The organism is Brevundimonas vesicularis (genome assembly GCF_032067225.1).
GTDB classification, from domain to species: Bacteria; Pseudomonadota; Alphaproteobacteria; order Caulobacterales; family Caulobacteraceae; genus Brevundimonas; species Brevundimonas vesicularis_F.
Genome location: NZ_DAMBJX010000006.1, coordinates 66,262 through 78,984, shown reverse-complemented (window position 1 = coordinate 78,984; position 12,723 = coordinate 66,262). Strand labels below are relative to the sequence as shown.

At 64.9% G+C, this 12,723-nt stretch carries 8 protein-coding genes and 1 pseudogene; 7 read left to right on the top strand and 2 right to left on the bottom strand.

Annotated elements, in window-relative coordinates:
* The 3 genes and pseudogenes from RT123_RS02855 to RT123_RS02845 form a co-directional block, all read left to right on the top strand.
* Positions 1–497: pseudogene (locus tag RT123_RS02855) on the top strand (DUF2063 domain-containing protein); the annotation flags it as partial.
* Entirely contained in the window at positions 494–955 is a 462-nt protein-coding gene (locus RT123_RS02850; RefSeq protein WP_055805883.1) for a DoxX family protein, read from the top strand. The pseudogene RT123_RS02855 and the gene RT123_RS02850, both read left to right, overlap by 4 nt.
* Before the next feature lie 218 nt (positions 956–1,173).
* Positions 1,174–2,949 carry an SLC13 family permease gene (locus tag RT123_RS02845; RefSeq protein WP_313007729.1) on the top strand — a complete coding sequence of 592 codons (1,776 nt, stop codon included), beginning with the start codon at positions 1,174–1,176 and terminating at the stop codon, positions 2,947–2,949.
* 86 nt (positions 2,950–3,035) lie between these two features.
* Here the strand turns inward: RT123_RS02845 and RT123_RS02840 are convergent, their stop codons facing one another.
* A complete protein-coding gene (locus RT123_RS02840) occupies positions 3,036–3,548 on the bottom strand; it encodes a MarR family transcriptional regulator (protein ID WP_313007726.1) in 513 nt (170 codons plus the stop codon).
* 65 nt (positions 3,549–3,613) lie between these two features.
* On the opposite strand from RT123_RS02840, the gene RT123_RS02835 reads away from it, so the two are divergent.
* From RT123_RS02835 to RT123_RS02820, 4 genes are all read left to right on the top strand, one after another.
* Positions 3,614–5,389, top strand: coding sequence for an N-acetylglutaminylglutamine amidotransferase (locus tag RT123_RS02835; RefSeq protein WP_313007723.1), 1,776 nt, complete (start codon positions 3,614–3,616; stop codon positions 5,387–5,389).
* Positions 5,379–7,148, top strand: coding sequence for an N-acetylglutaminylglutamine synthetase (gene ngg / locus RT123_RS02830; protein WP_313007721.1), 1,770 nt, complete (start codon positions 5,379–5,381; stop codon positions 7,146–7,148). The genes RT123_RS02835 and ngg overlap by 11 nt, the downstream gene beginning before the upstream one ends.
* Before the next feature lie 10 nt (positions 7,149–7,158).
* Positions 7,159–8,283: an osmoprotectant NAGGN system M42 family peptidase gene (locus tag RT123_RS02825; protein WP_313007718.1), complete on the top strand. Its 1,125-nt coding sequence runs from the start codon at positions 7,159–7,161 to the stop codon at positions 8,281–8,283.
* Between the two features lie 273 nt (positions 8,284–8,556).
* The gene (locus tag RT123_RS02820; RefSeq protein WP_313007715.1) at positions 8,557–9,234 is read left to right on the top strand and encodes a hypothetical protein; all 678 of its coding nucleotides are present in this window, start codon (positions 8,557–8,559) and stop codon (positions 9,232–9,234) included.
* 61 nt (positions 9,235–9,295) lie between these two features.
* Here RT123_RS02820 and RT123_RS02815 read toward each other — a convergent pair whose 3' ends face one another.
* The gene (locus RT123_RS02815) at positions 9,296–12,598 is read right to left on the bottom strand and encodes a S8 family serine peptidase (protein WP_313007712.1); all 3,303 of its coding nucleotides are present in this window, start codon (positions 12,596–12,598) and stop codon (positions 9,296–9,298) included.
* Between the last annotated feature and the right edge of the window lie 125 nt (positions 12,599–12,723).

Here is a 12,723-nt window from a genome sequence, read left to right as displayed (position 1 = left end):
CGGAGCGGCTGGCGACGTTTCCGCCCGCGCTTGAACTCCAGTTTTTGCCGCCTGTCGCCCGTCTTGATCGCGCATGGAGCCGCGCGCACCGCGCCGCTGACGCACCGACCCTGCCCCTTGGGACGGTCGCCGCCCTGTCGCACGCTGCTCTCAACGCTGGCTACGCGGTCCTGCATCCGTCTGCGCAACCCTTTTGGTTCGACTGGACCGCGCCATCAATCTGGCTGGCCAATCGCCTGGCTACGCCTCCGGACGACATGGTGTGGGACCAGTCCCCCGAGGGCGTGTTGATCGTGCGTCCGGAAATGGAGGTCCAGACCCATCGGTTGAACCGGCCCCAGTTCGCCTTCCTCGACGCCTGCCGGCACGGCCACACCGTCGGAGCGGCGGCGCTCGCCGCCCTCGCCGCCGATCCCGCAGCCAATCTGTCCGAGCTGTTCAGAGATCTGCTTCTGAGCGGCGCCTTCACCCGTATCGACACCGGAGCGCCACAATGACCGAACTGACCGCCGTATCGTCGCCGCGCCCCTCCTTGGCGGTCCTCCCACGCCTGGCCCAGGCTGCGATCCCCCTGCCGGTGCTCAGCCTGATCGCGCGTGTATCGATCGCGGCGGTCTTTTTCCTCTCCGGCCGGACAAAGGTGGAGGGCCTGCTGACCGTCACCGACAGCACCTATGCTCTGTTCGCCGAGGAATACCGACTGCCTTTGATCCCCAGCGATATAGCCGCCCACCTGGCGACCTATTCAGAACATCTGTTCCCGATCCTGCTGGTGCTCGGCCTCGGCGCCCGCTTCGCCGCGCTCGCGCTTCTGGGCATGACTGTAGTGATCGAGGTTTTCGTCTATCCCCTCGGTTGGCCGACCCACCTGCTCTGGGCGACGGTGCTGCTCTACATCATCAGGTTCGGCGCCGGGCCGATTGGTTTCGATCACTGGCTAGGCCGGCGAAGCTGATCCGAAGAGCTGCTTAGGTCTGCATTTTTCACCCTGATCTACTGCTTGACCTCAAACTTCATCGTCCATCCTGGGGCGGCTGGGTAGTCATGCTCTGCCGCCAGGATGAGGTCAGCACTGACAGCGGATGTCCTTCTGTCGTTGGATACTCCAGAGGGTTGGCTGCCTATCAACATTGAGCCTACGCTGTCTGCTCATAATGCAAGGGCGCTAGGCGAGTGACGCTTCAACAGGGACTGGCCTTCGGCCTTGTCGGGCTGACGATCGGCGCCTTCATTTGGGGTCGGTTTCAGTACGACCTGGTCGCGGTCGTGGCGCTGGTTGCGGGATTGGTGATCGGCATCATCCCCGCCGAGGCTGCGTTTGACGGTTTCAAGAACGACGTCACAGTCATCATCGCCTGCGCGCTGATCGTTTCGGCGGCGTTCGCCCGATCGGGGATCATTGAACTCGCGATGCGGCGCGTGATGCCGCTTCTTAAGACTGAGCGCTCTCAGGTCCCGGTTCTGACCGTCGCTGTGACGTTGCTTTCCATGGCGACGAAGAATGTCGGAGCCTTGGCGATCATGATGCCGGTCGCGCTTCAGGTGGCGCGCCAGACAAAGTCGTCTCCCTCGCGGCTCCTGATGCCGATGGCTTTCGGCGCAATGGCGGGCGGCATGGTCACCCTGGTCGGGACCGCCCCGAACATCATCGTCGCTGAAGTGCGTCAGAGCATCGTCGGCGAACCCTTCGCCATGTTTGACTACGCACCAGTGGGCCTAGCGCTTACCCTGATCGCCTTGGCGTTTTTGGCGTTCGGCTATCGCCTGTTGCCCCGCGATCGACAGGGCGCAACGTCCATGAGCGCGGCCTTGGCCGCCAACGCCTACGCCACGGAAGTTAGGGCGCCTGAAGGCTGGGCTCCGGGGTCTATGACCGTGTCCGCTCTTGCCGCCCTCGGCGACGACGAGGTCAAGATCATGGCGCTCATCCGTTCAGGGAAACGGCGGCTGAGCCCCAGAGGCAATGTCGTCGTCAAAGCGGGTGACGCGCTGCTGATCGAGGGCGAGCAGCAGGCGCTGGAGGGCTTCGTCAGTCGGGCTCAGATGAATCTCATCCGCGATGATCGCCCGGTTCCCATAGCGACCGCATCCGAGGAGATTGCGATCGTAGAGGCGGTCATCGGCCGAAACTCCCCGCTCCAAGGGCAGTCTGTTCGAAGCTCGGATCTGTACGGCCAGCACGGGATCAATCTGTTGGGCGTGTCGCGAAGCGGCTTTCAACTCACCCAGCATCTGCGGACGGCAAAACTGGCGCCCGGCGATATCATCCTGCTTCAAGGCGCCGAACAGGCGCTGCCGGTCGCGCTGAGGGCGCTGGATTTACTCCCCCTGGCGGAGCGTCAGGTTCAACTCGGGAGCGTGCGCAGGCGCTTCATGCCGGCTGTTGTTCTTGCGTGCGCCATGACGCTCGTCGGCCTTGGCCTGGTTCCAGTCGCCGTCGCCTTCTTCGGCGCCGCCGTCGTGATCGTCGCATTAGGCGGCTTGAAGATGCGTGAGGCCTATGCCGCGCTCGATGGACCCCTCCTCGTTCTGATCGCGGCCCTCATTCCCGTCTCAGACGCGATCCAATCCACGGGAGGGTCCGACCTGATCGCAGGACTGCTTCGCCACGTGTTCACAGGCTTGCCGGGCGTCGTCGCCATTACCGGCGTCATGCTCGCCTCAATGGCGGTTACGCCCTTCCTGAACAATGCGGCGACCGTTCTGATCGTCGCCCCGATCGGAGCGACGCTGGCCAAGCAGCTTGGCTACAATCCAGACCCGTTCCTGATGGCGGTCGCGGTCGGCGCCGCGTGCGACTTCCTGACGCCCATCGGTCACCAGTGCAACACGCTGGTTATGGGACCTGGCGGCTATAAGTTTTCTAATTATCCCAGGCTGGGCGCGCCTTTGAGCGCGCTCGTTCTGGTCACGGGGCCCTCGCTCATCTTGCTGTTTTGGCCTCTTTGAATGGCTCGAGGTCAGAAGATAGCGTTGGAACAGACAGGTCAGGATCACCGTTTCCGGCTGGTCGCCGGCTCGACATCCCGAGCCGCTTATGAGGGCCTGACAGCCTGATAATGCGGCTTCAAAGAGGCCTGAGAGTCGCGAGGCTGCATCAAAACTGCGAGGCGTTCGACAGCTTCAGCCATCGCCAGTCGTTCGCTGTGTGGAAGTTCAGCCAAGGCGGCGAGAAAGCCGTCGCCGAGCAGGCCCGGGGACGTCTGCAATGCCTGCCGCCCCGCGTCGGTCAAACGCACATGGACGACGCGGCGATCCACGGTGGAGCGATAGCGGGCGGCCATGCCCTTGGCTTCGAGCTTGTCCAGCACGGCGACGACGGTCGGCACCGACATGGAAACGTCCCGCGATATCGCGCTGGTGCTGACTTCACCCAATGCGCGGATGGATTGCAGCACGAGGAGCTGCGGCAGCGTCAGCCCGGTCAGACGTGAAATTTCTCGAGACCGAACATCGACCGCCTGGGCGATGCGTCGGACTGACCGGACAAGGGATGCGGTGGCGTCAACCGCCGCGTCAGGGCTTGGCTCAGGGGAAATATCGGCCATTCGGGTTGAACTCTTTCGTGCCCTAACCATTTGTACCCGCTGCTTCCACAATTCAAGGAGGACCCATGTGCGGTCTTAGCGGCGAGATCAATTTCGACGGACGACCGGCCGATGTAGGCGCCGTTCAACGCATGACCGATGCGCTCTCGCCCCGTGGACCGGATGGCTCCGGCATTGTTATGCGCGGCTCGGTGGGGCTGGGTCACCGCCGTTTGAAGATCATTGACCTGAGTGAGAAAGCCCAGCAGCCGATGGTGGACCCTGACCTGGGCGTGACCCTGGCGTTCAACGGCTGCATCTACAACTATCCCGAACTGCGCGAAGAGCTGCAGGGGATGGGGTTCCGCTTCTTCTCGCACGGCGACACCGAGGTCATCATCAAGGCCTGGAAGGCGTGGGGCGAAGCCTGCGTCGAGCGATTCAAGGGCATGTTCGCCTTTGTGCTGCATGAGCGCGACACCGGCCGCGCCGTGATCGCTCGCGACCGTTTCGGCATCAAGCCGCTGTATCTGGCCGAACAGGGCAAGCGTCTGCGGTTCGCCTCGACCCTGCCGGCCCTGCTGGCGGCGGGCGACGTGGACAAGACTATCGATCCCGTCGGCCTGCACCACTACATGACCTTCCACGCGGTCGTGCCGCCGCCGCACACGATCCTGAAGGGCGTCAAGAAGTTCCCACCGGCCACCATCCGCGTGATCGAGGCGGATGGGAGGGCCAAGGACCGCCTCTACTGGCAGCCCGACATGACCCGCCATGCTGAGGACGCGGCCCTGACGGCCGAAGATTGGCGCGATCGGGTCCTGGACAGTCTGCGCGAAGCCGTGAAGCGCCGCATGGTCGCCGACGTGCCGGTAGGCGTGTTGTTGTCGGGGGGAGTGGATTCCAGCCTGATCGTCGGTCTGCTGGCCGAACTGGGTCAGAAGGACCTAATGACCTTCTCGGTCGGTTTCGAGGAGGCTAATGGCGAGAAGGGCGACGAGTTCGTCTATTCCGACCTGATCGCCAAACATTACGGGACCAAGCATCACCAGATCTTCGTGCCGCACCAGCGGCTGATGGAAGCCCTGCCGGGCACCATCGGCGCCATGTCAGAGCCGATGGTCTCTTACGACAACGTCGGCTTCTACCTGCTGAGCCAGGAAGTCTCCAAGCACATCAAGGTGGTGCAGTCGGGGCAGGGCGCCGACGAGGTGTTCGCCGGTTATCACTGGTATCCGCCGATGCTGGGCGCGACCGATCCGGTCGAAACCTATGCCAAGGCCTTCTTCGACCGCAGCCATGCCACGCTGAAGACCCAGCTGAACGGCGCCTATATGGCCGACACCGACGTCAGCCGCGCCTTGGTCGAGGCTCATTTCGCGCAAGGCCGCGCAGCGACGCCGGTCGACCAAGCCCTGCGTCTGGACAGCCAGGTGATGCTGGTCGACGACCCGGTGAAGCGGGTCGACAACATGACCATGGCCTGGGGTCTGGAGGCGCGCGTGCCCTTCCTGGATCACGAACTGGTCGAACTGGCGGGCCGCATCCCGCCCGAGCACAAGCTGGCGCAAGGCGGCAAGGGCGTGCTGAAAGAAGCGGCGCGTCTGGTGATCCCCTCCGAGGTCATTGATCGCAAGAAGGGCTATTTCCCCGTGCCCGCGCTGAAATACATCCAGGGTCCGTATCTGGAGATGGTGCGCGAGGCCCTGACCAATCAGGCGGCGCGCGATCGCGGCCTGTTCGACCGGGGCTATCTGGACACCCTGTTCGCCAATCCCACCGAACACATCACACCCCTTCGCGGCTCCGAACTCTGGCAGGTCGCAGTGCTGGAAATGTGGATGCAGCAGCATGGCGTCTGATATCCGCCCCGAGCGATCAAAGGCGCATCGGCTGAAACGTCTGCGGCACGAGGGCCTGAAGCCCCCGGTGCAGTCCGGGGACGGACCGACCCCCGATGCCGTGCTGGATTGCGGCTGGGGCCGACTGCTGTTCGCCCAGACCTTCGAGACGGCCGAGCCGTTGGTCGAGGCCCTGCGCGCCGAAGGGCCGGACCGGCGCGACATCGCCTTCTATGTCCGCAATCCGCACGTCCTGCTGGCCTCGGCGCCGCAGGAGTTGTTCCTGGATCCGTCGCACACCTATCGGCTGGAACTGGCGACCTATCGCACCAGCCGACGTCAGCCACGAGGCTTCACCGTGCGCCGTCTGACGTCGGAAACGGATGCGCAGGCGGTCAACGACATCTACGCCAAGCGCAAGATGGTGCCGGTTCCGCCTGACTTCTTCTGGTCGCATCGGGACGACCGGACCCTGACCTATTTCGTCGCCGAGGATACGGGGACGGGGGCTGTGATCGGCACCGTGACGGGCGTCAACCACGCCCGCGCCTTTCAGGATCCGGAATACGGCTCTTCGCTATGGTGCCTGGCGGTCGATCCCCAGGCGACCCAGCCGGGCGTTGGCGAGGCCCTGGTTCGGCGTCTGGCGGAACATTTCAAGACCCAAGGCCTGGCGCACATGGACCTGTCGGTCATGCACGACAATGATCAAGCCATCGCCCTGTACGAAAAGCTGGGTTTCCGTCGCGTCTCCTTCTTTGGGGTCAAACGCAAGAACCCGATCAACGAGGCCCTGTTCGTCGGCCCGACCGACGATCATGACCTGAATCCCTATGCCCGCATCATCGTGGACGAGGCGCGTCGGCGCGGCATCCATACCGAGATCATCGACGGTGAGGGCGGGCTGTTTCGCCTGAACTGGGGCGGCCGGTCGGTCCGATGTCGCGAAAGTCTGTCGGAATTGACCTCGGCCGTCGCGCTCAGCATCTGTGACGACAAGCGGATGACGCGACGCATCGTCGAGGCGGCCGGCGTGCGCGTTCCCGAGAGAATCGATCCCGAAAACCCGTCGGCCATCGATGCGGCGCTGACCAAGTTCGGCGCCTTGGTCGTCAAACCGGCGCGCGGCGAGCAGGGGCAAGGCGTCGCGGTCGGCCTGACGACGATGAGCGAGGTCGAGACGGCTCTGGTCCGGGCGCGCCGCATCTGTTCCGAGGTTCTGGTCGAGGAACAGGTCCAGGGCGAGGACCTCCGGCTGGTGGTGATCGATTACAAGGTCGTCGCCTGCGCCCTGCGTCGTCCGCCGCGCGTCGTCGGCGACGGGCGCTCGACCTTGCGCGCCCTTGTCGAACACCAAAGTCGTCGTCGCGCCGCCGCCACCGGCGGGGAATCCGCCATCCCGATCGACGCCGAGACGGAACGCACCCTAGCCGAGGCCGACTATCGCCTCGACGACGTGGCGCCGGATGGTGAGGAGATCCTGGTTCGCAAGGCCGCCAACCTGCACCTGGGCGGCACCATCCACGACGTGACGGAAGAGGTGCATCCCGCCCTGATCCGTGCCGCCATCGCCGCCGCCCGCGCCATCGATATCCCGGTCACCGGCATCGACCTGATGGTGAAGTCGCCGCGTGAACCCGACTACGCCTTCATCGAAGCCAATGAGCGCCCCGGCCTGGCCAACCACGAACCCCAACCGACCGCCGAGCGTTTCGTGGATCTGCTCTTTCCACTGTCCGCACCGGCCGCTGCGCGGACATTTTCGCGATTCGAAGCCTGAAGGAGGCCCCTTGGCCCGCCCCGCGATAGACCTCGACTACCTGAAAGCCCGCCTGGCCGACCTGCTGAACACGCCCAGCCCGACCGGCTATACGGACGAGGCGGTCTGGCTCTTGTGCCGCGAACTGGAGCGGCTGGGCCTCGACTATGAGATGACCCGCCGCGGCGCCCTTCGCGCACGCTTGCCGGGCCGGACGCCAAAACCAGCGCGCGCCATCGTCGCCCACGTCGACACCCTGGGCGCCCAGGTCAAACAGGTGAAGGCCAACGGCCGGCTGGAACTGGTCGCAATCGGTCACTGGTCCTCGCGTTTCGCCGAGGGGGCGCGGGCCACGATCTTCTCCGAGAGCGGCCCCTATCGCGGCACCATCCTGCCGTTGAAGGCGTCCGGCCATACCTTCAACGAAGAGGTGGACACCCAGCCGGTAAACTGGGCCCAGGTCGAGCTGCGCATCGACGCCGTGACCCACGGCCGCGAAGACACCCTGGCCTTGGGCGTGGATGTCGGCGACATCGTCGCCATCGACCCGCAGCCCGAGTTCATCGATACTGGCTTCATCGTCTCACGCCATCTGGACGACAAGGCGGGCGTCGCTACCCTTTTGGCTGCGCTGGAATGCATGATCCGCGAAGATCTCAAACCGACGGTCGATACCTGGTGGCTGTTCACGATCGCCGAGGAGGTCGGGCTGGGCGCCTCGTCCGTGCTGATTCCGGATGTCGCCGCCATGGTGACGGTCGACAATGGCACGACCGCGCCCGGCCAGAACTCGTCGGAGTTCGGCGTCACCATCGCCATGGCCGACCAGACAGGCCCCTTCGACTGGCACCTGTCACGCAAACTGGTTCAACTGGCCCGCGACCACGACATCCCGCATCAGAAGGACGTCTTCCGATACTATCGCTCGGACTCGGCCTCGGCCCTGGAAGCCGGCGCCGACATCCGAACGGCCTTGGTCACCTTCGGCATCGACGCCAGCCACGGCTATGAACGCATCCACGAAAGCGCGCTGGAAGACCTGTCTCGCCTGCTGATCGCCTATGCCGAAAGCGATGTCGAAATCAGCCGTGACGCCAAGTCTTTGAGCGGAGCAAAAGGCTTCACCCACCAACCCGTGGGTGACGAGGGGGATTAGTGCTTAGGGGATCGCATTCGCTTAGCCGCCTAAACTCAGCCAATGCACGTCAGACTGAGGTAGCCTTCGAAAGGTCCCCCCTCTCTTGGCGCTGGGCCGCACTACAGCCGACCCAGATCCAGACCGATTGAGGCATTGTCCAGTGATCAGCGGGGTTTTTGGTCGCGAGAATTTGGTGCGAATTCAGTCAGCGCTCGATCCGGTTGCAAGTGGTCCCGAAACCCATATCGAGGCACGCCTTGACAGATCAGTCGGTCGTGAACGTCATGGCCTATGGCGATCTCTTTACGGTCTGTGGCGCTTGTGGCGCTAGTTGCGCTGGGTCAGGCGCCCGGCGCTTCGGCTCAGTCCGCGCGCGCCGATCGGCACAGCATCGATCAAGCCTATGCGATCGTGGATTTCCAGACGTCGCGCAGCGGTCGTGAAATCGCGCAAGCCCTGCAGCGCCATCTCGATCGCCTGCCGATGCAAGTGACCTATCGTCAGCTTAGCGTGGCCGATGCGCCGCGGTCGCCCGGCCGCTTCACCCTGGTCGATCCGACAGCGCAAAGCGCGTTTGGTCTGCAAGGGCCGGCGACCCGCGCGCCGGCCGGGTGGCTGAGCGCGCCGCGAACGGTGGTGTGCACGGGCGCGAGCTGGCGCGCCGAGGCGGTTCAGCGTCTGGAGGCGCGGATCGAGCAGCAATACACCCTGTGCCTGTTTCCCTATCGCGATGGGCGGCGCCGGGGACATCAGTTGAACGTCTATGCCTCGACCCTCCTGGAGGGCGATCCGACGATACCCGTTCGACGCTCCAATGAAGCGGAAAGCCCGGCCGTCTTCATTCGCAGCGCAGTGGAGGCGGTGGAGCGGGTGACGGGGCGCAGGGGCGTCTGGATCGAAAACCGCACGGCCGAGCGGGATCTACCGTTCACCCAGGACAACGACGCCCTGTCCGCCCAGACGAACTAGGCGCAAACAACAACGGCCCCGATCGTCGATCGAGGCCGCCGCCGTTCATCCTGCCGTCAGATCAGAACTTGACGCTGAATCGGCCATAGATGCGGTTATCGCGATACTCGTCCTTGTAGAGGCCGGCGTAGCCCAGCTCGATCGCGGTGCGTTCGGTCGCCTGGATGTTGAAGCCCAGGCCGCCCGAGATCACGTCGTCGCCAGGATTGGCTCCATCGATCAGGAAGCGCGGACCGTCGGCGAAGGCAGCGTCGAAGACCGGCCCGTCCCCGTTCAGGTCGTGGGTGTAGGCCAGGTGGGTCACCGCCGACAGACGCGCACGCCCCTCGCCGCCCGCCAGCACAGTGCGGGTGCGGAAGCCGGCGGTCAGCAGATCGGCCTTCTGCTTCACATTGCCCGACAGAGCGGCGTCGCCGCCCGTCTCAACGACGTCGGCGTCGTATTCGACGTGGCTGTAGCCGGCGTAGGGCTCGAACATCGTGCCGCCGACGGCGCGGCTCCACGCCACCTCGCCATAGGCCTGCCAGACGTCGCCGTCATAGTCGCCGACCAAGGCGTTGGTGAAGGCGTTCAGCTGGGCCGTACGATCCGTGCGAACATCGGCGCTGGCCCAGGATCCGCCGACGCGAATCTGGAAGTCACCGACGCCGGCCCCGCCATAGACGCCGATCTGTTCGCTGGTGACCCGGCCAGTGGAGCGCAAACGCGGCGAGCGCAGTTCCGAGCGGGTTTCGCCCAGCGCCACGCCGACATGGACGTCGTTCGCCAACGCCTTTTCGGCCCCGACCAAATAGCCGGAGGCTTCGTTGCGGAAGCCCGCGAGGCCGTCATGCGCCGAGCCCTGGCCGTTGCCGAAGACGCCGCTGCCCCAGACCGACACGCCGTTGCCGACGTAGGTGGCCGCGCCGCCCTGGTTGCGTCCGCGCTCGGACATGGCGTCGCGGATGACGCGGGTGTCCGAAACGGCCAGGCCGCCCAGGGTGGCGTGGACCTCGCCCGTCAGGCTGCTGAGCGCGCCCTGAACCGCAGGCACGCTGGCGTCCAGCAGGGCGTTTTCCAGCGAAAGATCGCTGTTGGTCCCGGTCGCAGTGTTGTTGATCATGACGTCCAGCGCGCCGCCGACTGACTGTTGATTGTCCGTCCGGCCCAGCGAAGCCACGGTCACGTCGTTGCGCCGCACCGTCAGGACCACGCCGTTGGTCGAATAGGTCAGCACCGGGGCCAGGAAGGCCAGATCGCTTTGGGCGCCGCTGAACGTGCCCGTCACCGCGCCGGTCGAGTTGATGATGTTCATCCGCGTGCGCAGATTCCATTCACCGTTGTCGGCCTTCAGGATGACCTGGCCGCCGTCGATCTTGGTCGTGCCGCCCACGTTCAGGCGAGAATAGGCCGCGCCGTTCACGCTGGAGCGGATCCACAGGAAGGAGCCGGGCTTGAAGTTCAGGTTACCGGCGACCGTCAGGGTTCCGAACGGATTGACGCCGTCGCCGGGCGACACCACGCCGCCGCTTTCCGCCGTCAGGTTCGCCAGACGACCGGTGCCGCCGATCATGCCGACGCCGCCGACGGTGGCGCTGGAGCGCAGCAGGCTGCCGTTGACGGTCAGAAGACCGCCCTCGACGCGGGTCGGGCCGCTGTAGTCATTGGCGCCCGTCAGGATCAGCTGGCCGCCGCCCTTCTTGACCAGACCGCCGATGTCATTGCCGAAGTTGGCCTTGACCTCGGCCGAATAGCGGTCGCGCGCATCGCCGATGTTGTTGCTCCAGATATCGACCGTGCCCACGGCGACGGTGACGTCGCGGGTGTCGCGCAGCGCCGTCGGTCCGCGCAGGGCCACGTCCATCTGCGGCGCGCCCCAGCCCGAGCGCAGATCGACGCCCGGCGTGTCCAGATCCTTGGAGCTGGACACCAGAATGTCCGAGATCAGGGCGGTCGAATATTCGGGGAAGTTTTCCATCAGCAGGGCCGCGAAGCCCGAGATGTTCGGCGCCGCCATCGACGTGCCGGTGTAGGCCGCATAACCGCCGCCCGTATATTTGATATACTGGTTCAGCACGCGCTGAAGCTCGTCATTGGCGTACTGCAAAACCGCGCCCGAGAAGGCCGGGGTCAGCAGCGCCATGTTGTTGGTCGAGGTCAGGAGCCCTGCCAGAACGGAGGTGAAGCCGTCCGGATCACCCAGCCGCGCCCCCGAAACCAAGGTGATGGCGGCCGCCTGACGTCCGACTTCGCGGCGCCATGCGTCTTCATTGTAGGTCGGGCCACCAGCGGCGCGAGCGGCCAAATAGGCGTTTAGAACGCCGATGAACTGGTTCACCGACGCGGTTTGCAGAGCGGTGACCGTGGTCGCCGAATACAGACCGGCGTAATTAGCGCGCGGATAGAGGGCCAGGATGCCCGCCCGGTCCATTGTATAAGTGGGCACCGACGAAACGACGGCCGAACCCGGTCCGGCGACGCACCAGGTCGCCGTCTGACCGCAGAAGCTGGTCGAGGGGTCGGCCGCGGTGAAGCTGGAATAGTTGGCGACCGACAGCCAGTTGGAGCGCAAACGCGGATCGTTCAGCGGCGCAGCGGCGTCGATCCCGGCGTGCACGCCAAAGCCGTTGCCGGCCGAGAAGACGACCAGGACGTCCTTGTCGAGCACCGGCTTGTAGAAGTCGCCATAGTTGCGGTTGAACGACGCCAGCACGGTGGGCAGCGAGGCGTTGAACGGCAGGGAGTTGCCGCTGCCCCAGCTGTTGTTGATGATGCGCACCTGGCCGGTATTGGCCAGATCGACGATGTTCTGGTTCTGGGTGGCGACGATCTTTCCGTCGATGATCGCGTCCTTGTACCAAAGGAAGTCGCCCGCCGAGAAGTTGGCGGTGGCGGCGTAAAGCTTGGCGTTGAAGGCGTTGCCGAACATCGGCTGGCCCGTCACGCGATCGCCGGCGATGGTGCCGGACACGTGGGTGCCGTGACCTTCCCACTGGCGACGCGGATTGATCATGCCGTCGTTGCCATAGCCGGCGACCGCCTGGCTGCGCAGGCCCGTCACCTTGCCGGCCGATCCGAACAGCGGGTGGGCCATGTAGACGCCGGCGTCATTGACCCCGACGGTCTGTCCGCGTCCGCTCAGGCCCATGGCGTAGGCGTGTTCCAGCCCCAGGAAGCCCTTGGAGTAATCGACGGAGAACTGGCTGTCCGCGCGCCAGGACGCGATGGCCGTCTGATAGTTCGTCGTGCGCGTGCCGTTGGCCATGTAGAAGCCGCCGGTCGGCGCCGTGGGAGCCGGAGTGGTCTGCGCCACAGCCGTCGTGCCCACCATGATCGCGACGCCGGCCGCTGCGGCCAGAAGCCCGCCCTTGAAACTGAAACCCAAAACTACCCCCTGCGGCCTGCGGCCGACGACTCTACTGCGCCCCCGCGACGCAACTCAGGCGCACAAATCGAAGGTGTTTTGCATTGTCGTCAACCACATTTTCGCCTTGAGACGTTTCGTCCCAG